Source organism: Pseudomonas sp. GL_117, from assembly GCF_057835125.1.
The window spans coordinates 5,290,927-5,311,130 of record NZ_CM174418.1 but is presented as its reverse complement, the minus strand read 5'-3'; the positions used below and the strand labels follow the sequence as shown (position 1 = coordinate 5,311,130).

General features: G+C 59.2%; 16 protein-coding genes. 11 read left to right on the top strand and 5 right to left on the bottom strand.

All coding sequences use genetic code 11. The features are described 5' to 3' along the window. Positions 1-30: 30 nt before the first annotated feature. A complete protein-coding gene (locus AC3ISR_RS24200; RefSeq protein WP_463984670.1) occupies positions 31-2,841 on the bottom strand; it encodes an FAD-binding and (Fe-S)-binding domain-containing protein in 2,811 nt (936 codons plus the stop codon). A gap of 70 nt (positions 2,842-2,911) precedes the next feature. After that, entirely contained in the window at positions 2,912-4,606 is a 1,695-nt protein-coding gene (locus AC3ISR_RS24195) for a lactate permease LctP family transporter (RefSeq protein ID WP_192298935.1), read from the bottom strand. Positions 4,607-4,867: 261 nt separating this feature from the next. Between AC3ISR_RS24195 and AC3ISR_RS24190 the strand changes: the two genes are divergently transcribed. After that, on the top strand, positions 4,868-5,635 hold the full coding sequence (locus tag AC3ISR_RS24190) for a GntR family transcriptional regulator (protein WP_192298934.1): 768 nt from the start codon (positions 4,868-4,870) through the stop codon (positions 5,633-5,635). Between the two features lie 38 nt (positions 5,636-5,673). Here the strand turns inward: AC3ISR_RS24190 and smpB are convergent, their stop codons facing one another. Then, on the bottom strand, positions 5,674-6,156 hold the full coding sequence (gene smpB / locus AC3ISR_RS24185; RefSeq protein WP_192298933.1) for an SsrA-binding protein SmpB: 483 nt from the start codon (positions 6,154-6,156) through the stop codon (positions 5,674-5,676). Between the two features lie 166 nt (positions 6,157-6,322). On the opposite strand from smpB, the gene AC3ISR_RS24180 reads away from it, so the two are divergent. Together AC3ISR_RS24180 and AC3ISR_RS24175 are read left to right on the top strand one after the other, a co-directional pair. Continuing rightward, entirely contained in the window at positions 6,323-6,757 is a 435-nt protein-coding gene (locus tag AC3ISR_RS24180; protein WP_017735533.1) for a type II toxin-antitoxin system RatA family toxin, read from the top strand. Then, positions 6,750-7,052, top strand: a complete 303-nt coding sequence (locus tag AC3ISR_RS24175) for an RnfH family protein (RefSeq protein WP_463984669.1) — start codon at positions 6,750-6,752, stop codon at positions 7,050-7,052. Before AC3ISR_RS24180 ends, AC3ISR_RS24175 begins: the two co-directional genes overlap by 8 nt. Before the next feature lie 61 nt (positions 7,053-7,113). On the opposite strand, the gene AC3ISR_RS24170 is transcribed toward AC3ISR_RS24175, so the two are convergent. Beyond that, on the bottom strand, positions 7,114-7,641 hold the full coding sequence (locus AC3ISR_RS24170; RefSeq protein WP_192298931.1) for an outer membrane protein assembly factor BamE: 528 nt from the start codon (positions 7,639-7,641) through the stop codon (positions 7,114-7,116). A 98-nt stretch (positions 7,642-7,739) separates the two neighbouring features. On the opposite strand from AC3ISR_RS24170, the gene fur reads away from it, so the two are divergent. Further along, positions 7,740-8,144, top strand: a complete 405-nt coding sequence (gene fur, locus AC3ISR_RS24165; protein WP_192299108.1) for a ferric iron uptake transcriptional regulator — start codon at positions 7,740-7,742, stop codon at positions 8,142-8,144. An 86-nt stretch (positions 8,145-8,230) separates the two neighbouring features. Here the strand turns inward: fur and recN are convergent, their stop codons facing one another. Further along, positions 8,231-9,904: a DNA repair protein RecN gene (gene recN / locus AC3ISR_RS24160; RefSeq protein WP_192298930.1), complete on the bottom strand. Its 1,674-nt coding sequence runs from the start codon at positions 9,902-9,904 to the stop codon at positions 8,231-8,233. Positions 9,905-10,157: 253 nt separating this feature from the next. On the opposite strand from recN, the gene grpE reads away from it, so the two are divergent. From grpE to greA, 7 genes are all read left to right on the top strand, one after another. Further along, positions 10,158-10,718 (top strand): nucleotide exchange factor GrpE, encoded by a 561-nt coding sequence (gene grpE / locus AC3ISR_RS24155; RefSeq protein WP_192298929.1) that lies wholly within the window; start codon positions 10,158-10,160, stop codon positions 10,716-10,718. Between the two features lie 102 nt (positions 10,719-10,820). Further along, complete coding sequence (gene dnaK, locus AC3ISR_RS24150; RefSeq protein ID WP_192298928.1) at positions 10,821-12,737, top strand: molecular chaperone DnaK; 1,917 nt, start codon at positions 10,821-10,823, stop codon at positions 12,735-12,737. 318 nt (positions 12,738-13,055) lie between these two features. Beyond that, positions 13,056-14,180: a molecular chaperone DnaJ gene (dnaJ, locus tag AC3ISR_RS24145; RefSeq protein ID WP_192298927.1), complete on the top strand. Its 1,125-nt coding sequence runs from the start codon at positions 13,056-13,058 to the stop codon at positions 14,178-14,180. Between the two features lie 9 nt (positions 14,181-14,189). Further along, the gene (gene dapB, locus AC3ISR_RS24140) at positions 14,190-14,996 is read left to right on the top strand and encodes a 4-hydroxy-tetrahydrodipicolinate reductase (RefSeq protein WP_192298926.1); all 807 of its coding nucleotides are present in this window, start codon (positions 14,190-14,192) and stop codon (positions 14,994-14,996) included. 259 nt (positions 14,997-15,255) lie between these two features. Further along, positions 15,256-16,392, top strand: a complete 1,137-nt coding sequence (gene carA, locus AC3ISR_RS24135) for a glutamine-hydrolyzing carbamoyl-phosphate synthase small subunit (RefSeq protein WP_192298925.1) — start codon at positions 15,256-15,258, stop codon at positions 16,390-16,392. A 105-nt stretch (positions 16,393-16,497) separates the two neighbouring features. Further along, on the top strand, positions 16,498-19,719 hold the full coding sequence (gene carB, locus AC3ISR_RS24130; RefSeq protein WP_192298924.1) for a carbamoyl-phosphate synthase large subunit: 3,222 nt from the start codon (positions 16,498-16,500) through the stop codon (positions 19,717-19,719). After that, positions 19,716-20,192: a transcription elongation factor GreA gene (gene greA / locus AC3ISR_RS24125; protein ID WP_003235048.1), complete on the top strand. Its 477-nt coding sequence runs from the start codon at positions 19,716-19,718 to the stop codon at positions 20,190-20,192. Before carB ends, greA begins: the two co-directional genes overlap by 4 nt. Positions 20,193-20,204 lie beyond the last annotated feature (12 nt).

Sequence of the window (20,204 nt, the reverse complement as noted above, 5' to 3'; positions counted from 1 at the left end):
GTGCGCGGGGGTTCTGTTTTTTTTGTCGGATCAATGGGCGCGTGCCTGTGTGACACGATCCACGAGGTACACGAGGCCGTGGTAATCGATACCGCCATGCTGGCTCAGGCCGATCTCGCAGGTGCGGCTGGTGGAGATGCCTTCGCTGCAATGTTGCACCGCGTCCTTGAGGGAGCGCAGTGAGTGGGCGTTGAGTTGCGGCGTGGTAAAGCCCTTGTCGCCGGCAAAGCCGCAGCAATGGATGCCTTCCGGGATGACCACCGTGTTGGAGCAGCGTCGGGCCAGGTCGATCAGCGCTTGGCTTTCGCCCAGGTGTTGGGTGCTGCAGGTGACATGCACGGCGATCGGTGCGTCTTGCGGCGTGAAGTCGAGGCGGTCCATCAAGTGGGTGCGGATAAAACGCACCGGATCGTAAAGGTCCAGGCGTGTTTCGCCGAGGTCTTGCACCAGGCGCAGGGTGCATGGGCTGGTGTCGCAATAGATCGGGTCGAGCCCGCCACGGCTGGCGTGGAGCAGGGCGCCAATGAGTTCCTGGCGTTTGTGTTCGGCTTGTTCGGCGTAGCCTTTGGAGACGAAGGGCTGGCCGCAGCACAGGCTGTCCTGGTTGTCGGGGAAGACGACCTGGTAACCGGCTTTTTCCAGCAGGCCGCGGGTTTTGTCGTACAGCGACATCTGCTCTTTATCCCCGGCTGCCGGGCCCATGGTGCGTGAGACGCAGGCCGCGAGATAGACCACGCGTGGCCGCTCGTCGGTCACCGGCGGACTGAAGCGGATAGCCTTTTCCGGCTGCGGCATGGCGTTGGTCCATTGTGGGATTTGCCCCTTCGACAGCCTGGTCACCGTGGCCGACAGTTTCGCCAGGCGCGGGGCGCCCAACAGCATGCGTGCGCCATTGGCCACGTGCAGGGTAAAGCGCGCGCCTTGCAGTGCGGTGGCGAAATGGGTAGCGAGCCATTCGGCGGTTTTCGTACGGTCGGCGTCGCGACTACGCAGCTTTTTCACCAGGTCGCCAGTGTTGATTCCTACAGGGCAACGCTGGGCGCACAGGCCGGTGGCAGCGCAGGTTTCGATGCCTTGGTAGTGGTAGGCCGCTTCCAGTTCGGTGGTGTCGACGCCAGCGCGTTTCTTCGCCTGGATGTCGCGCCAGATCACGATGCGCTGGCGCGGGCTCAGCGTCAGCCCTTTGGACGGGCACACCGGCTCGCAGAAGCCGCACTCGATGCACTTATCCACAAGCTCGTCGGCGGCGGGCAGCGGTTTGAGGTGTTTGAGGTGGATCTGCGGGTCTTCGCTGAGTACCACGTCCGGGTTGAGGATGCCGTTGGGGTCGAGCAGGCGCTTGAGTTGCCACATCAACTGATAGGCATCGCTGCCCCATTCCAGTTCGACAAACGGTGCCATGTTGCGACCCGTGCCGTGCTCGGCTTTCAGCGAACCGCCGAATTCCACGGCCACTAACTGGGCGACGTCATCCATGAACGCTTGATAGCGTGCGACTTCCTGCGCACTGTTGAAGCCTTGGGTGAATACAAAGTGCAGATTGCCTTCCAGGGCGTGTCCGAAAAGGATGGCTTCATCGTAGTGATGTTTGTCGAACAGTTCGATCAAGCGGTTCACACCGATGGCCAGCTGTTCGACCGGGAAGGTTACGTCTTCGATGATCACTGTAGTGCCGGTTTTGCGCACGGCACCCACTGCTGGGAAGGTGTCTTTGCGGATCGCCCACAGACGGGCGTTCTCCACGGGGTCTTCGGTAAAGTCGACCTGTTTTTCCACCGCAAATGCGGCCAGGGACGCCATGATCAATGCCAATTGCTCGTGCAGCAGTGACGGCGAAGCGGCGCGGGATTCGATCAGCAGCGCGCAGGCATTTTCCGAGAGGTGTTGTACGAAAGCAGGCATGCCCGGTTTGTTCTGTACCGAGCGCATGCTGCGCCGGTCCAGCAGTTCAACGGCTGAAACCGGTTGGGTTTTCAGTACCGTTACCGCGTTGCAGCAGGTTTCCACATCCGGGAACACAATCAGCGCCGAGGCTTTGTTCGGATGGTCGACCACTGTGTCGTAGGTTACTGCGCTGATAAAGCCCAGGGTGCCCTCGGAGCCCACCAGCAGGTGGCTGAGGATGTCCAGCGGTTCGTCGAAATCCACCAGGGCGTTGAGTGACAGGCCGGTGGTGTTTTTCAGACGGTATTTGTGGCGGATCTTAGCCGCCAATTCAGCGTTTGCCCGCGTCTCGCGCCCCAGTGTTGCCAGGCGCTCAAGCAGTGGGCCGTGTTGTTCACGAAAGGCCGCGATGCTGCTTGCGTCTTCGGTATCCAGGCGGCTGCCATCAGCGAGTACCAGGCGGATGCCGGCGAGGGTGTGATAGGTGTTTTGCGCCGTGCCGCAGCACATGCCGCTGGCGTTGTTGGCAACGATGCCACCAATTTTGCAGGCGTTGATCGATGCCGGGTCTGGCCCGATCTTGCGCCCGAATGGCGCCAGCCACGCGTTGGCCTGGGCGCCGATGACGCCAGGTTGCAGGCGGATTTGCGTGCCTTGCCCGCGAATCTCGCGGCCGTTCCAGTTGTCACCCAATACGATCAGCACGGAGTCGCTGATGGCTTGCCCGGACAGGCTGGTGCCGGCTGCGCGGAAAGTGACGGGGACGTGGTCGCGTTGGGCCAGTTGAAGCAGTGCGACAACTTCGTCTTCTGACTCCACGCGGATAACCAGCTGTGGGATCAGTCGGTAAAAGCTGGCGTCAGTGCCGAAGGCGAGGGTGGAAAGTGGGTCGTCGAAGCGTCGATCCTGTGGGATCAGCTGTGCGACATCGCGCAGAAAAGCAGCAGGCAGGCTCATCGGTCCTCCAGAAATAGCTGACGCCGGAACCGTGGTCCGGCGTCGATTCTTACTCTATTGCGTGCAGGTCTTAGTGCACCAGCATACCGGTGAACCAGTAGGCCTGGGCCAGGGTGATCAGGCCGACTATGGTGGCAAAGAACAGGCTGTGCTTGAGTGTGAAGCGGAACAGGTCTGACTCTTTGCCGACCAGGCCGGTGGCGGCGCAGGCCACGGCGATCGATTGCGGCGAGATCATCTTGCCAGTGACGCCGCCGCTGGTGTTTGCCGCGACCAGCAGGGTGTCATTGACGCCGATCTGGTGTGCGGTGGTGGCTTGCAACGAGCTGAACAGGGCGTTGGACGAGGTGTCCGAGCCTGTCAGGAACACGCCCAGCCAGCCGAGGAATGGCGAGAAGAACGGGAATGCCGCGCCCGTGCCGGCCAATACCAACGCCATGGTCGAAGACATGCCGGAGTAGTTGGTGACGAAGGCGAAGGCCAGCACCATGCCGATGGACAGGATCGGCCAGCGCAGTTCATAGAAGGTCTCTTTCAAAGTGGTAAGACCAGTTTTGATGTTGATCTTCAGTACCAGCATCGAGATCAGTGCGGAGAAGAAAATCGCCGTGCCGGTCGCCGAGATCGGGTCCAGCTTGAACACTGCCGGGATCGCGGTCGGGTTGGTCACGATGGGGGCGACCTTCACTACCATCTGGTCCAGGTGCGGAATCGCGAAGTTGAAGACCCAGCTGTACATCGAGCCGCCCGCAGCGAACATGGCCTTGAACGGTTTGAGGGTCCAGATAGTCACCAGTACGGTGAGGATCAGGAACGGCGACCATGCCTTGAAAATTTCCCCCAGGCTGTAGGGCGATGCAACCGTGGTGCGTGGTTGACCGAAACCGCCGGCACTGGCGGTGACAGTGGCGCCGGCGGTGGCGCCAGCAATCTGCGCGCCCGCGGTGCGCTTGGGTTGCCAGACCTTCAGGAACAGGGTCAGGGAAATCAGGCTGGCCAGGGCCGAGGTGATGTCCGGCAGTTCCGGGCCAATGAAGTTGGATGTGAAGTACTGCGTGATCGCAAAGCTCAAGCCTGCGACCAGTGCCGCGGGCCAGGTTTCGCGAACGCCGCGCAGGCCGTCCATCATGAACACCAGCCAGAACGGTACGAACAGCGACAGTAGCGGCAGTTGGCGACCAGTCATGGCGCCGATTTTGAACGCGTCGATGCCGGTTACCTGGCCTGCCACGATGATCGGGATCCCCAAGGCGCCGAACGCCACCGGTGCGGTGTTGGCAATCAGGCACAGGCCGGCCGCGTACAGCGGGTTGAAACCCAGGCCCACCAATAGCGCGGCGGTGATCGCCACGGGCGCGCCGAAACCGGCAGCCCCTTCGAGGAAGGCGCCGAAGCAGAAGCCGATCAGCAGCACTTGCAAGCGCTGGTCGTCGGTGATCGACAGGACCGAACTGCGGATGACCTCGAACTGGCCGCTCTTGACGGTCAGTTTGTAGAGGAACACGGCGGCGACGATGATCCACGCGATCGGCCACAGGCCATAGGCAAAACCGTAACCGGCTGCGGCGAACGCCATGTCCACCGGCATTTGGAAGGCAAAGATCGCCACCAGGATCGAGAGGGCCAGCGTGATGCTGCCGGCTACGTGGCCTTTGAGGCGAAACACGGCCAGGGCCAGGAAGAAGAATACGATGGGAATGACGGCGGCCAGTGCGGACAGGCCGAGGCTGCCGAGCGGGCTGTAGAGCTGTTGCCAAGTTTGCATATGGGGTGGCCCCTAATTGTTGTTGGTCAGGCACTGTTTAGTCGATTTGGCTAATTGGTAATACCAATTTACAATCGCTGTTGGCTAGGTTAAAAGCCTTCGGGGGATGTGTCAATTTGCCGCCTGCGAAACTTTCGTCGTAGGAAGTTGGGCGAGGGGATCTGATCGGATAAATCCGAGGCGCTCTGATAGGTGCTGCAAGCGCTGCGATAGGCGAGAATAGAGGGCCCGGCGAGTGGTCGGGATGGTGGAGAGTGAGTTATGGGGTTTGATCAGGTGCGTCAGCGCCGTTTGTCCGACGATATTGTCGAGCAGCTTGAGGGCATGATCCTTGAGGGCACGCTGAAGTCGGGCGAGCGCTTGCCAGCCGAGCGCGCATTGGCGGAGCGGTTTGGCGTGTCGCGACCGTCGTTGCGCGAGGCGATCCAGAAGCTCGCGGCCAAGGGTCTGCTGGTCAGTCGCCAGGGCGGGGGTAACTATGTCGCTGAATCGTTGGGGTCTACGTTCAGTGATCCGCTGTTGCACCTGTTGGAGAACAACCCCGAGGCGCAACGGGATCTGTTGGAGTTTCGCCAGACGCTTGAGGCGTCATGTGCGTATTACGCATCGTTGCGCGCCACCGAGGTTGACCGTGAACGGCTGACAGCGGCGTTTAATGCGTTGCAGGATTGCTACTCGCGGGTCGATGAGGTCAGTCGGGCGGAGGAGGGGGCGGCGGATGCGAGCTTTCACCTGGCGATTGCCGAGGCCAGTCATAACGCCGTGTTGCTGCACACCATCCGCGGGCTGTTCGATTTGCTCAAGCGCAATGTGGTGACCAATATCGGCGGGATGTATCAGCAGCGTACGGAAACCCGTGACATGCTGATCAGTCAGCACCGGGATTTGTATCTGGCGATTATCGAGGGGCGGGCCGAGGCGGCGCGTGAGGTTTCCACGCGTCATCTGCAGTACGTGCAGGAAGTGTTGGAAGAGGTGCGTCAGGAGGTTCAGCGGGTTGCGCGGGCTGAGCGGCGTAAAGGCATGTAGCCAAGGGTGATGCACCCAAGGCTACATCGCTGCAAGGATTACTCTTCCTTGCCCTTGTTGCGCACGGCGCGGTGCAGCTCGCGATTGGAGTCGCGTTCACGCTCGGTATCGCGCTTGTCGTATTCCTTCTTGCCCTTGCCGAGTGCGATCTCGCATTTGACCAGGTGCTTGCTCCAATACCAGGACAGGCAGACGCAGGCATAGCCTTTCTGCTGTACGGCGGCGGCGAGTTTTTCCAGTTCGCGCGCATTGAGCAACAGTTTGCGCGTGCGCACCGGGTCGGCAATCACGTGGGTGCTCGCGGTGGTCAGCGGGGTGATATGACTGCCCAGCAGCCACGCCTCGCCATCCTTGAGCAGCACGTAGCTGTCGACCAGTTGCAGCTTGTTGGCACGCAGACTTTTTACTTCCCAGCCGGCCAGGACCAGACCAGCCTCGAACCGATGTTCGATGAAGTAATCGTGTCGCGCCTTTTTATTTTGCGCGATGGTCCCTGTGGGGTGTTTCTTTTGTTTAGCCATAGGGGCGGCATTATAGGGAGTTGCGAGCGAGTCGGCTACGGTCAACCTGCGTGCTTGAGCGTGTTGGATGAATCCCGGACAATACGGGCAGTTCTTTGGTTTTTTTCTCTCGCGGATCGGGCTGTTGTTTCGCGATGTTTGCCTCAGCAGTGGAAATAACGCTCACATGACGACGCATATTCAACGTTCGGCCTTGTTGCCTTATCCGGCGCAAGCGCTCTATGACCTGGTCAACGACGTGGCGCGTTACCCGGAATTCCTGCCCTGGTGCTCGGCGGCCGAGGTGCTTGAAAGCAGTGATGAGCATATGGTTGCCAGCGTTGGTGTGGCGAAAGGGGGCATTGGCCAGCACTTTGTTACGCGTAACGTGTTGGTGCCCGGGAAATCCATCGAGATGAATCTGCAGGAAGGGCCGTTCACCCAGTTACATGGCGTATGGGTATTCAAGGCGCTGACTGACAAGGCTTGCAAGATCAGCCTGGATCTTTCTTTTGATTACGCGGGGCCGCTTGTTCGCGCGACACTGGGCCCTTTGTTCAACCAGGCGGCCAATACGTTGGTGGACGCGTTCTGTCAGCGAGCCAAGCAACTGCATGGTTGAGATTGAAGTGGTGTATGCCTCCGTGGATCGCCAGGTCTTGCTGGCGATGGCAGTGGCGCCCGGCACCAGCCTGCGGGCGGCGGTGCAGGCTTCGGGGATTGCGGCGCAATTTCCCGAGCTGAATCTGGCTGATTGTCCCTTGGGAATATTCGGCAAGGTCGTTGCGGACCCAGAGGTGCGCGCCGTACAGGCGGGTGATCGGATTGAGATCTACCGGCCCTTGCTGGCGGATCCTAAGGAGGTGCGTAGGCTGCGTGCAGCCAAGGCGGCCTTGGCCCGGCAACAGAACTCCTGAGCTTGCCAGGCAGCAGGCAACAAAAAGCCCGGCATGCCGGGCTTTTTTGAGCGCCGCACACTTACTGCGGGCTGGTGTCCAGAGGCTGTGGTGTTGGGACTGGAACAGTTTCCACGCCGTCGACGTCTTTCTGGATCTTGTCGAGCAGAGAGCCTGGTTTGGCAGGGACTTCGGACTTGGGCTTCTCGGCTTCCTGCGCTGGCGCAGTGACGTTGGTGCCGTTGTCCTTGCCGAGCAAGGCTTCATCGCGGCTTACGCCAGGCATGAAGTCACCGGACAGGCTCACAAGCTGGTCGTTGCCATTAAAAATGACGCTGACGCGTTCCTGCTGGCGCTCACCGCCACCAGGTTGGATGCTGTAGAGATAATCCCAGCGATCAGCATGGAAAGTGTCGGTCAGCAGGGGGTTACCCATGATAAACCGTACTTGCCGTCGGGTCATTCCCGGGCGTAACTGGTCTATCATGTCCTGCGTGACGACATTGCCCTGCTGGATGTCGATTTTGTAAACCCCGGGGAATGAACAACCGGCGAGTGCGAGCAGTCCCACAAAGGTGAAACTGGTTAGCAAGAGCTTGGTGTTTTGCATCGGTGGGCGACTTCCACTATCTTGGCTGGGACAACGTAAACGCCGATCATACCCGTATTAAGAGAAGCTGCGAAGCAGCATCCGCGAGAAAGCTAACCATGGTTGAAAATAGCGAACTACGTAAAGCCGGTCTTAAAGTGACTCTGCCACGAGTCAAGATTCTACAAATGCTCGATTCTGCTGAGCAGCGTCACATGAGTGCTGAAGATGTCTACAAGGCGCTGATGGAGTCTAACGAGGACGTTGGCCTAGCCACGGTTTACCGTGTGCTGACCCAGTTTGAAGCCGCAGGGCTGGTGGTTCGTCATAATTTCGACGGCGGTCATGCGGTATTTGAACTGGCTGACGGTGGTCATCACGATCACATGGTTAACCTGGATACCAACGAGGTTGTCGAGTTCACCAGTCCGGAAATCGAAGCGCTCCAGCACAAAATAGCTGAAGAGCATGGCTTCGATTTGATTGACCATAATCTCGTGTTGTACATCCGTAAGAAAAAGTAAAAATAGCGCAGATTTGTTCTGCGAAACGCACGAAGGCGACCCTGGGGTCGCCTTCGTGCGTTCTATATAAAGGTAAAAGCGTCAGGTCAGGCCTTCGACGCCACTACCATTTTTTTCGCGTGCGCCAAGGACTCCTTGGTCAAGTCGATGCCGCCGAGCATCCGTGCTACTTCTTCCACGCGTTCCGATTTGTTCAGCTTGGACACGGCCGTGTGCGTCGCATCGCTACCGCGGACTTTGTGCACGAACAGGTGTTGATGCCCCTGGGCCGCCACTTGCGGTAGGTGAGTGACGGTAAGTACCTGACCGCGATCTCCCAGTCGGCGTAGCAGTTGGCCCACAATTTCCGCCGTCGGCCCACCAATCCCCACGTCCACTTCATCGAATACCAGCGTTGGCACGCGAGATGTCTGTGCGGTGATGACCTGGATGGCCAGGCTGATCCGGGAGAGCTCGCCGCCGGACGCCACTTTTGCCAGTGCCTTGAGCGGCTGCCCAGGGTTGGCGCTGACCAGTAGTTCTACCTGTTCAAGGCCGTGAGGTTGCAGTTCGGCGTTGGAGTTGGCGCGTAGCTCGATGGTGAAGCGTCCGCCTGGCATGCCCAGGCGCTGGATTTCCAGTTCCACTGCGCCGGCGAGGCTGGTGGCGGCCTGTTGGCGCAGGTCGCTTAGTTCGCGGGCCTTCTCTTGATAGTGGCGGGCGAAAGAGGCGAGCTCATCGCCGAGTCGCTCGATGGATTCGTCATTGGCATTCAGGGTTTCGATTTCATCCAGCAGCTTCTGCTGCATCGCTGCCACTTCGGTGGGCTGGATTCGATGTTTGCGCGCCAGGGTATAGATAGTGTCCAGGCGCTCTTCGATTTCCTGCAGTCGTGCCGGGTCGGCGTCGAAATGGTCGAGGAAGCGATTCAGCTCGCCGACGGCTTCTTCCACTTGAATCTGGGCGCTGGTCAGCAGGGTGGTCGCTTCGCAAAGGGAGCCAGAGGCGTTGTTAACGCTGGACAGGCGATTGAGGCTGGCGGTCAGTGCGTTGAGCACATTGCCGGAGTCGCTTTCGCTGCACTGCTCGACCACCTGGCGGCAAATACCCAGCAGGGTTTCGGCGTTGGTCAGGTTTTTGTGTTCCTGCTCAAGCTGTTCCAGTTCGGTCTCGCCCAGGCCCAGGCTTTCGAGTTCTTCGAGTTGATAGCTGAGTAGCTGGTGGCGAGCACGCTGTTCGTCGCCGGAATTGGAAAGGCGTTCCAGTTCCTGGCGGGTTTGGCGCCAGCGTTGGGCGGCCAGTTGCACTTGTCGCGCAAGGTCGGTGGCGCCGGCGTACTCGTCAAGCAGGCGACGATGGGTGTCGGTTTTCAGCAGGGACTGGTGTTCGTGTTGGCTGTGGATGTCGATCAGCAACTCGCCCAGGGCTTTCAGGTCGCCAAGGGGGCAGGGCGTGCCATTGATATAGCCACGTGAGCGGCCTTCGGCGGTGATGACCCGGCGCAGGATGCATGGACCGTCATTATTAAGGTCGCGTTCGGCCAGCCAGGCTTCAGCCTCGGGAATGTCTGCCAGGTCGAAGGTCGCGAGGATGTCGGCCTTGTCTGCGCCCGGGCGCACCACGCCGCTGTCGGCGCGGTCACCGAGGGTCAGGCCCAGGGCGTCGAGCATGATTGATTTACCGGCGCCGGTTTCGCCCGTGATTACGCTCATTCCGCGATCCAGTTCGAGATCCAGGTGTTCAACGATGGCGTAGTTATGTACAGACAGGTGCACGAGCATGAGGGCGCTCCCAGGCGTTAGGTCTGGTTATTTATACAGTGTTTTGTTCTGGGCTGACAATCCTGATGCTTAGCTCGATTTGCTTGATCGGCTGTTTTTTTTAGCGCGATGAGGAATGATCGTGCAGGAACTGATCGGGAGCACGTGAACGACTTTTGGTAACGCTCTGGCCCTTGAACCTGGAAATTGTGGCCCCATATACCGGAACAGAAGCGCGAGTTGAGTTCGCGCATGATTTTGAAAGGAGAAAACTATGGCTGACGAACAGACGCAGGATACGCAAACTCCAGACGCCAATTCGGCTGTCGGTGATGAGCTGGCAACGCGTGTGCAAGTGCTCGAAGAGCAATTGGCTGCGGCGAATGATCAGGCTCTGCGTGTTGCCGCCGATCTGCAGAACGTCCGCCGCCGTGCCGAGCAGGATGTGGAGAAGGCTCACAAGTTCGCGCTGGAAAAATTCGCTGGCGACCTGCTGCCGATTATCGACAGCCTGGAACGTGGCCTTGATTTGTCCAACCCGGACGATGAAAACATCCGCCCAATGCGTGAAGGGATCGAGCTGACCCTGAAAATGTTCCAGGACACCCTGAAGCGTTATCAGTTGGAGGCGATTGATCCGCAAGGCGGCGAGCCGTTCAACGCTGAGCATCACCAGGCCATGGCCATGCAGGAAAGCCATGACCTTGAACCGAACAGTGTGTTGAAAGTGTTCCAGAAGGGTTATCTGCTCAACGGTCGCTTGTTGCGCCCGGCAATGGTGGTGGTAAGCAAGACGCCGGCACCTGTTGCACCTTCTATTGATGAGCAGGCTTGAAATTCGCCGCAAGGCCCCCATCTATAAGTCAAGCGTTTAAGTGCTACCGCAGTTAGCCACCACTGCTGCGGCAACCAAATTCAAGTTTCGGGAGAGTAAATCATGGGCAAAATCATCGGTATCGACCTGGGGACCACCAACTCGTGTGTCTCCGTTATGGAAAACGGTAAAGCTAAAGTTATCGAAAACGCCGAAGGCGCGCGTACCACGCCGTCGATCATTGCTTACGCCAATGACGGTGAAATTCTTGTAGGTCAGTCGGCCAAGCGCCAGGCTGTCACCAACCCGCACAACACTCTGTACGCGGTAAAACGTCTGATCGGTCGTAAGTTCGACGAAGAAGTCGTGCAGAAAGACATCAAGATGGTTCCGTACAAAATCGCCAAGGCTGACAACGGTGACGCCTGGGTTGAAGTAAACGGCAACAAGATGTCTGCACCGCAGATCTCGGCTGAAGTCTTGAAAAAGATGAAGAAAACCGCCGAAGACTACCTCGGCGAGCCAGTGACTGAAGCGGTCATCACCGTTCCGGCCTACTTCAACGACAGCCAGCGTCAGGCAACCAAAGACGCCGGCCGTATCGCGGGCCTGGACGTAAAGCGTATCATCAACGAACCTACCGCGGCCGCTCTGGCTTACGGTATGGACAAGGCCAAAGGCGACCACACCGTGATCGTTTATGACCTGGGTGGTGGTACTTTCGACGTCTCCGTGATCGAGATCGCTGAAGTTGACGGCGAGCACCAGTTCGAAGTGTTGGCCACCAACGGCGACACCTTCCTGGGTGGTGAGGACTTTGACATTCGTCTGATCGACTACCTCGTCGACGAATTCAAGAAAGAAAGCGGCATGAACCTCAAGGGTGATCCGCTGGCGATGCAGCGTCTGAAAGAAGCTGCTGAAAAAGCCAAGATCGAATTGTCGTCCAGCAATGCGACCGACGTGAACCTGCCGTACATCACTGCAGACGCCACCGGTCCTAAACACTTGAACGTGAAGATTTCTCGCGCCAAGTTGGAATCGCTGGTCGAAGACCTGGTTCAGCGCACCATCGAGCCTTGCCGCATTGCATTGAAAGATGCCGGTATCGACGTTGGTTCCATCAACGACGTGATCCTGGTCGGCGGCCAGACTCGCATGCCGCTGGTACAGCAAAAAGTAACCGAGTTCTTCGGTAAAGAAGCACGTAAAGACGTGAACCCGGACGAAGCGGTTGCCATGGGTGCTGCTATCCAGGGCGCGGTATTGGCCGGCGACGTGAAAGACGTGTTGCTGCTGGACGTCAGCCCGCTGACCCTGGGTATCGAAACCATGGGTGGCGTGATGACTGCGCTGATCGAGAAAAACACCACGATTCCTACCAAGAAATCGCAAGTGTTCTCGACTGCCGATGACAACCAGGGCGCTGTGACCATTCACGTGCTGCAAGGTGAGCGTAAGCAGGCTGCGCAGAACAAGTCCCTGGGCAAGTTCGACCTGGCCGAGATTCCACCAGCACCACGTGGCGTGCCACAAATCGAAGTGACCTTCGACATCGACGCCAACGGCATCCTGCACGTTGGTGCGAAAGACAAGGCTACCGGCAAAGAGCAGAAGATCACGATCAAGGCCAACTCCGGTCTGTCTGATGAAGAAATTCAACAGATGATTCGTGATGCTGAAGCCAACGCTGACGCGGACGCCAAGTTTGCAGAGCTGGCCGCTGCCCGTAACCAGGGTGATGCACTGGTTCACTCGACGCGCAAAATGGTCGTTGATGCTGGCGACAAAGTGACTGCCGAAGAGAAGACCGCGATCGAAGCTGCCGTGGTTGCCCTTGAAGCCGCCATCAAAGGCGACGACAAGGCTGCCATCGATGCCAAGGTTGAGGAGCTGTCGAAAGTCTCCGCGCCGGTTGCTCAGAAGATGTACGCCGAACAACAGGCTCAGCCTGAGGGCGGCGCGCAACAGGCAGAGCCTGAAGCCAAGCACGATGACGTGGTTGATGCTGAGTTCGAAGAAGTCAAAGAGCAGAAGTAAGTTGCTCGTCCGGTTGACCGCTATCAAGCGGTGACTGGTAGGATGTCGCCGCGCGGGAGCTTGCTCCCGCGTTGGCGTGTCTGGGGTATGGGAATTTTTACAGCATGCGACATCGCTCGGATGCTGGCGGTGTGATCGGGAATGCTCCTGCTTTCCGAGCAGTAAATACCGCATTTTTGGCCAGGTCCCTGGCTAAAAGTAGTTATGACCAGGATCGTTGAATTGACGTGAGTTGGGTCCGGGCCTGTATTGGGGCTCAACGAGTTTGGCAAGGCTCAGGAGGGTCTGGCTGAACGTCCTACAAGAGTGCAAAGACTTATGGCAAAGCGTGACTATTACGAAGTGTTGGGTGTGGAGCGCGGCTCCAGCGATGCGGACCTGAAGAAGGCCTACCGTCGCCTGGCGATGAAGCACCACCCGGACCGTAATCCGGATAGCAAAGAATCCGAAGAGATGTTCAAAGAGGCCAACGAGGCCTACGAATGCTTGTCTGATCCCAATAAGCGTGCGGCCTACGACCAGTATGGCCATGCCGGCGTCGACCCGAGCATGGGTGGCGGTGGTGCCGGGTTTGGTGGTCAGAATTTCTCCGATATTTTCGGCGATGTGTTCAGCGATTTCTTCGGCGGTGGCCGTGGCGGTCAGCGTGGCGGGGCCCAGCGTGGCAGCGACTTGCGCTATACCCTCGAGCTGAACCTGGAAGAGGCCGTGCGCGGCACCAGCGTCAACATTCGTGTGCCGACACTGGTTAACTGCAAGCCGTGCGACGGCTCGGGTGCCAAGAAAGGCTCCTCGCCGATCACTTGCCCGACGTGCGGCGGTATTGGTCAGGTTCGCATGCAGCAGGGCTTCTTCTCGGTGCAGCAGACCTGCCCGCGTTGCCATGGCCAGGGCAAGATCATTTCCGACCCGTGCGATTCCTGCCACGGCGAAGGGCGTGTCGAAGAGTACAAGACGCTGTCGGTGAAAGTGCCGGCGGGCGTGGATACCGGTGATCGCATCCGCCTGTCGGGTGAGGGCGAAGCGGGCACCCAGGGCGGGCCAACGGGCGACCTGTACGTGGTGATCAATGTGCGCGAGCACTCGATCTTCCAGCGTGATGGCAAGCACCTGTTCTGCGAAGTGCCGATCAGCTTTGTGGATGCGGCGCTGGGTGGCGAGCTGGAGATTCCGACGCTGGATGGTCGGGTCAAGCTGAAGATCCCTGAGGGGACTCAGACCGGCAAGCAGTTCCGTATCCGTGGCAAAGGCGTTGCGCCGGTGCGCGGTGGCGGTGCTGGCGACCTGATGTGTCGTGTGGCGGTTGAAACGCCGGTCAATCTGAATCGTCGTCAGCGCGAGTTGCTTGAAGAGTTCCGCAGTTCGCTGGAAGGTGATGACTCCCATTCGCCGAAAACCACAGGCTTTTTCGATGGCGTGAAGCGCTTCTTCGGCGACCTGTAAGGAATGAATATGCGACGTATAGCCGTAATGGGCGCTGCCGGGCGCATGGGCAAGACGCTGATCGAGGCGGTGCAGCAGCGCTCGCCGGTTTCCGGGCTGACGGCGGCGATCGTTCGCCCCGGCAGCACGTTGATCGGTGCGGACGCCGGTGAGTTGGCCTCGTTGGGTCGGATCGGCGTTTCGCTGTCGGGCAGCCTGGAGCAGGTGGCGGATGAATTTGACGTCCTGATCGACTTCACCCTGCCGGACGTGATGCTGAAGAACCTGGCGTTCTGCCGCAAGGCGGGCAAGGCCATGGTCATCGGTACTACGGGCTTGAGTGCTGAACAGAAGCAGGTGCTGGTGGAGGCGGGCAAGGAAATTCCTGTCGTGTTCGCGGCCAATTTCAGTGTCGGCGTGAATCTGTCGCTCAAGTTGCTGGATCTGGCAGCGCGGGTGCTGGGAGATGAGGCGGACATCGAGATTATCGAAACCCATCACCGTCACAAGATCGATGCGCCCTCGGGCACTGCGCTGCGCATGGGTGAGGCAATTGCCGATGCGTTGGGTCGTGATCTGTCGAAGGTCGCGGTGTACGGTCGTGAAGGCCATACCGGTGCGCGTGCGCGTGACACCATCGGCTTTGCGACCGTGCGCGGTGGCGATGTGGTCGGTGATCACACGGTGCTGTTCGCCACCGAGGGCGAGCGTCTGGAGATCACGCACAAGGCATCCAGCCGCATGACCTTTGCCAAGGGTGCGGTACGTGCTGCGCTCTGGTTGGACGGCCGTGAGCCGGGGCTGTATGACATGCGTGATGTGCTGGATCTGCACTAATCAGTAGCTAAAACGGAGCGTCAGGATTACCCTGAGGCCCCGTTTTTACCCGCTAAGCGACGTCCTGTCGCATTCCCCTGCCTTTTAGGCTCATTAGCGGTGGACCCAAAAAGCCTTTTTCTGTAAGCTACAGCTTTAGTGTGTCCACTAAAAGCGCGCAGAATAATTCAGTGAAGAAGCGGGGTGACGTGTCCATACGTCACTCCGCTTTTTTACAACCTGCGATCGCCCTTTCAGGCTTTATTTACGGGAGGTCTTCTTGACTAAGCCAGCCATACTCGCCCTTGCTGATGGCAGCATTTTTCGCGGCGAAGCCATTGGAGCCGACGGTCAGACCGTTGGAGAGGTGGTGTTTAACACCGCCATGACCGGCTATCAGGAAATCCTTACCGATCCTTCCTACGCCCAACAGATCGTTACCCTGACCTATCCACACATCGGCAACACCGGTACTACACCGGAAGACGTCGAGTCTGATCGTGTCTGGTCGGCTGGTCTGGTGATTCGTGACCTGCCACTGGTTGCGAGCAACTGGCGTAACACGATGTCGCTGTCCGATTACCTGAAAGCCAACAATGTTGTGGCGATCGCCGGTATCGACACGCGCCGCCTGACACGCATCCTGCGTGAAAAAGGCTCGCAGAACGGCTGCATCATGGTCGGTGACAATATTTCCGAAGCTGCTGCAATTGCTGCTGCGCAGGGTTTCCCTGGCCTGAAAGGCATGGACCTGGCAAAAGTGGTCAGTACCAAGGAATCGTATGAGTGGCGCTCCACTGTCTGGGAATTGAAGACCGACAGTCACGCGACCATCGAGGCCGCCGAGCTGCCTTACCACGTTGTGGCCTACGACTACGGCGTCAAGTACAACATCCTGCGCATGCTGGTCGAGCGCGGCTGCCGCGTGACCGTGGTGCCGGCGCAAACCCCGGCCAGCGATGTCTTGGCCCTGCAACCGGACGGCGTGTTCCTGTCCAACGGCCCGGGCGACCCTGAGCCGTGCGACTACGCCATCCAGGCGATCAAGGACGTGCTGGAAACCGAGATCCCGGTGTTCGGCATCTGCCTCGGTCACCAACTGCTGGCCCTGGCCTCCGGCGCCAAGACCCTGAAAATGGGGCACGGCCACCACGGTGCCAACCACCCTGTGCAGGACTTGGACACTGGCGTCGTCATGATCACCAGCCAGAACCACGGTTTTGCAGTGGATGAAGCGACTTTGCCGGGCAATGTCCGCGCCATTCACAAGTCGCTGTTCGACGGCTCCCTGCAAGGCATCGAGCGCACCGACAAGAGCGCGTTCAGCTTCCAGGGCCACCCAGAAGCGAGCCCGGGCCCGAACGACGTAGCGCCGCTGTTCGACCGTTTCATCAATGAGATGGCCAAGCGACGCTGACTGAGTGGCCTGCGGGCGGCCCCGTACCTCGGTGGCCCCCGCAGGCTCTTCAAAGATTGTTCAAGACGGCTTGCCGACTGACCTGCGGATTTGAGTGACAAACCCATGCCAAAACGTACAGACATAAAAAGCATCCTGATTCTTGGCGCTGGCCCGATCGTTATCGGCCAGGCCTGCGAATTCGACTACTCCGGCGCCCAGGCCTGCAAAGCCCTGCGCGAAGAGGGCTACCGCGTCATCCTGGTGAACTCCAACCCGGCCACCATCATGACCGACCCGGACATGGCCGACGCCACCTACATCGAGCCGATCAAGTGGCAAACCGTTGCCAAGATCATCGAGAAAGAGCGTCCGGACGCACTGTTGCCAACCATGGGTGGCCAGACTGCCCTGAACTGCGCCCTGGACCTGGAGCGCGAAGGCGTCCTGGAAAAGTTCGGCGTAGAGATGATCGGTGCCAACGCCGACACCATCGACAAGGCTGAAGACCGTTCGCGTTTCGACAAGGCGATGAAATCCATCGGCCTGGCGTGCCCGCGTTCCGGTATCGCCCACAGCATGGAAGAGGCCAACGCGGTCCTCGAGACCCTGGGCTTCCCGTGCATCATCCGTCCGTCCTTCACCATGGGCGGCACGGGTGGCGGTATCGCTTACAACCGTGAAGAATTCGAAGAAATCTGCGCCCGCGGCCTGGACCTGTCGCCGACCAAAGAGCTGCTGATCGACGAATCCCTGATCGGTTGGAAAGAATATGAGATGGAGGTTGTCCGCGATAAGAAGGACAACTGCATCATCGTCTGCTCCATCGAAAACTTTGACCCGATGGGCGTGCACACTGGTGACTCGATCACTGTGGCTCCAGCGCAGACCCTGACCGACAAGGAATACCAGATCCTGCGTAACGCCTCCCTGGCGGTACTGCGCGAGATCGGCGTGGAAACCGGCGGTTCCAACGTTCAGTTCGGCATCTGCCCGAACACCGGCCGCATGGTCGTGATCGAAATGAACCCGCGTGTATCCCGCTCTTCGGCTCTGGCCTCGAAAGCCACCGGCTTCCCGATTGCCAAGGTCGCGGCCAAGCTGGCGGTGGGTTACACCCTGGATGAGCTGTCGAACGACATCACCGGCGGCAAGACTCCGGCGTCCTTCGAGCCGTCCATCGACTACGTCGTGACCAAGCTGCCACGTTTCGCCTTCGAGAAGTTCGCCAAGGCTGACGCGCGCCTGACCACCCAGATGAAATCCGTGGGTGAAGTCATGGCCATCGGCCGTACGTTCCAGGAATCCTTGCAGAAAGCCCTGCGCGGCCTGGAAGTGGGCGTTTGTGGCCTGGACGAGAAGCTCGACCTGAGCAACCCGGAAAGCATGAGCGTGCTCAAGCGCGAGCTGACCGTGCCGGGCGCCGAGCGTATCTGGTACGTGGCTGATGCCTTCCGTGCCGGCCTGTCCGTCGAAGACATCTTCGGCATGAACATGATCGACCCGTGGTTCCTGGTGCAGATCGAAGATCTGATCAAGGAAGAAGAGAAGGTCAAGACCCTGGGTCTGGCCAGCATCGACCGCGACATGATGTTCCGCCTCAAGCGCAAAGGTTTCTCCGACCAGCGTCTGGCCAAGCTGCTGGGTGTGACCGAGAAAAACCTGCGGACCCATCGCCACAAGCTGGAGATCTTCCCGGTCTACAAGCGCGTTGACACCTGCGCTGCCGAGTTCTCCACCGATACCGCGTACCTGTACTCCACCTACGAGGAAGAGTGCGAAGCGGCGCCGTCGGGTCGCGACAAGATCATGATCCTGGGCGGCGGTCCAAACCGTATCGGCCAAGGCATCGAGTTCGACTACTGCTGCGTACACGCCGCTCTGGCCCTGCGCGCAGACGGGTACGAGACCATCATGGTCAACTGCAACCCGGAAACTGTTTCCACCGACTACGACACTTCTGATCGCCTGTACTTCGAACCAGTGACCCTGGAAGACGTGCTGGAAATCGTACGCGTCGAGAAGCCCAAAGGCGTGATCGTCCAGTACGGCGGCCAAACCCCGCTGAAACTGGCTCGCGCCCTTGAAGCGGCTGGCGTGCCGATCATCGGTACAAGCCCTGACGCCATCGACCGTGCCGAAGACCGTGAGCGCTTCCAGCAAATGGTTGAGCGCCTGAACCTGCGTCAGCCGCCAAACGCCACTGTGCGCAGCGAAGACGAGGCCATCCGTGCAGCCAGCAAGATCGGCTACCCGCTGGTGGTGCGTCCGTCCTACGTACTGGGCGGTCGGGCGATGGAAATCGTCTACGAAGAAGAAGAGCTCAAGCGTTACCTGCGTGACGCCGTGAAAGTGTCCAATGACAGCCCGGTGCTGCTGGACCACTTCCTCAACTGCGCCATCGAAATGGACGTGGACGCTGTTTGCGACGGCACCGACGTGGTGATCGGCGCGATCATGCAGCACATCGAACAGGCTGGCGTTCACTCCGGTGACTCCGCGTGCTCGCTGCCGCCGTACTCGCTGCCGGTGCACATCCAGGACGAGATGCGCGAACAGGTCAAGAAAATGGCCCTGGAGCTGGGTGTGGTCGGCCTGATGAACGTACAGTTGGCGCTGCAAGGCGAAGACATCTACGTTATTGAGGTCAACCCGCGCGCTTCGCGTACCGTGCCGTTTGTTTCCAAATGCATCGGTGTGTCCCTGGCCATGATCGCTGCCCGTGTGATGGCTGGTAAGACCCTGAAGGAAATCGGCTTCACCAAGGAAATCATCCCGAACTTCTACAGCGTGAAAGAGGCGGTGTTCCCATTCGCCAAATTCCCTGGTGTGGACCCGATCCTGGGCCCTGAAATGAAGTCCACTGGTGAAGTGATGGGTGTGGGCGATACCTTCGGTGAAGCATTCGCCAAGGCCCAGATGGGCGCCAGCGAAGTGCTGCCGACCGGCGGTACTGCGTTCATCAGCGTGCGTGATGACGACAAGCCACTGGTTGCAGGCGTTGCCCGTGATCTGATCAACTTGGGCTTCGAAGTCGTGGCCACTGCCGGGACCGCCAAGCTGATCGAGGCTGCCGGTCTGAAAGTGCGTCGCGTGAACAAGGTGACGGAAGGCCGTCCGCACGTGGTCGACATGATCAAGAACGACGAAGTCACCTTGATCATCAACACCACTGAAGGTCGCCAGTCGATCGCGGATTCCTACTCCATTCGTCGTAACGCCTTGCAGCACAAGATCTACTGCACCACCACCATTGCTGCTGGCGAAGCTATCTGCGAAGCGCTCAAGTTCGGTCCGGAAAAGACCGTGCGTCGCTTGCAGGATCTACACGCAGGATTGAAGGCATGACCAAATACCCAATGACCGTCCAGGGCTTCAAGGCCCTGGAAGAGGAACACGCCCATCTGACCAAGGTCGTCCGTCCAAAGCTGAGCCAGGACATCGGTACGGCCCGCGAGCTGGGTGACTTGAAGGAAAACGCTGAATACCACGCTGCTCGCGAGCAGCAGGGTATGGTTGAGGCGCGGATCCGTGACATCGAAGGCCGCCTGCAGAACTCGGTGGTGATCGACGTGACGACCATTCCGAAGACCGGCAAGGTGATTTTCGGCACGACCGTGGAAATCGCCAATGTCGAGACTGACGAAAGTGTGGTCTACCACATCGTTGGCGAGGACGAAGCTGACTTCAAGCTCGGCAAGATCTCCGTCGGTTCACCGCTGGCCCGCGCCTTGATTGCCAAGGAAGAGGGTGATGTGGTGGCCGTCAAGACGCCGGGTGGCGTGATCGAGTACGAGATTGTTGAAGTTCGTCACGTCTGAAAGGCGGCGCCC

Excerpts from the sequence above, each read along its gene's own strand:
- AC3ISR_RS24200 (WP_463984670.1), bottom strand. The coding sequence starts at position 2,841 with ATGAGCCTGCCTGCTGCTTTTCTGCGCGATGTCGCACAGCTGATCCCA.
- AC3ISR_RS24195 (WP_192298935.1), bottom strand. The coding sequence starts at position 4,606 with ATGCAAACTTGGCAACAGCTCTACAGCCCGCTCGGCAGCCTCGGCCTG.
- AC3ISR_RS24190 (WP_192298934.1), top strand. The coding sequence starts at position 4,868 with ATGGGGTTTGATCAGGTGCGTCAGCGCCGTTTGTCCGACGATATTGTC.
- smpB (WP_192298933.1), bottom strand. The coding sequence starts at position 6,156 with ATGGCTAAACAAAAGAAACACCCCACAGGGACCATCGCGCAAAATAAA.
- AC3ISR_RS24180 (WP_017735533.1), top strand. The coding sequence starts at position 6,323 with ATGACGACGCATATTCAACGTTCGGCCTTGTTGCCTTATCCGGCGCAA.
- AC3ISR_RS24175 (WP_463984669.1), top strand. The coding sequence starts at position 6,750 with ATGGTTGAGATTGAAGTGGTGTATGCCTCCGTGGATCGCCAGGTCTTG.
- AC3ISR_RS24170 (WP_192298931.1), bottom strand. The coding sequence starts at position 7,641 with ATGCAAAACACCAAGCTCTTGCTAACCAGTTTCACCTTTGTGGGACTG.
- fur (WP_192299108.1), top strand. The coding sequence starts at position 7,740 with ATGGTTGAAAATAGCGAACTACGTAAAGCCGGTCTTAAAGTGACTCTG.
- recN (WP_192298930.1), bottom strand. The coding sequence starts at position 9,904 with ATGCTCGTGCACCTGTCTGTACATAACTACGCCATCGTTGAACACCTG.
- grpE (WP_192298929.1), top strand. The coding sequence starts at position 10,158 with ATGGCTGACGAACAGACGCAGGATACGCAAACTCCAGACGCCAATTCG.
- dnaK (WP_192298928.1), top strand. The coding sequence starts at position 10,821 with ATGGGCAAAATCATCGGTATCGACCTGGGGACCACCAACTCGTGTGTC.
- dnaJ (WP_192298927.1), top strand. The coding sequence starts at position 13,056 with ATGGCAAAGCGTGACTATTACGAAGTGTTGGGTGTGGAGCGCGGCTCC.
- dapB (WP_192298926.1), top strand. The coding sequence starts at position 14,190 with ATGCGACGTATAGCCGTAATGGGCGCTGCCGGGCGCATGGGCAAGACG.
- carB (WP_192298924.1), top strand. The coding sequence starts at position 16,498 with ATGCCAAAACGTACAGACATAAAAAGCATCCTGATTCTTGGCGCTGGC.
- greA (WP_003235048.1), top strand. The coding sequence starts at position 19,716 with ATGACCAAATACCCAATGACCGTCCAGGGCTTCAAGGCCCTGGAAGAG.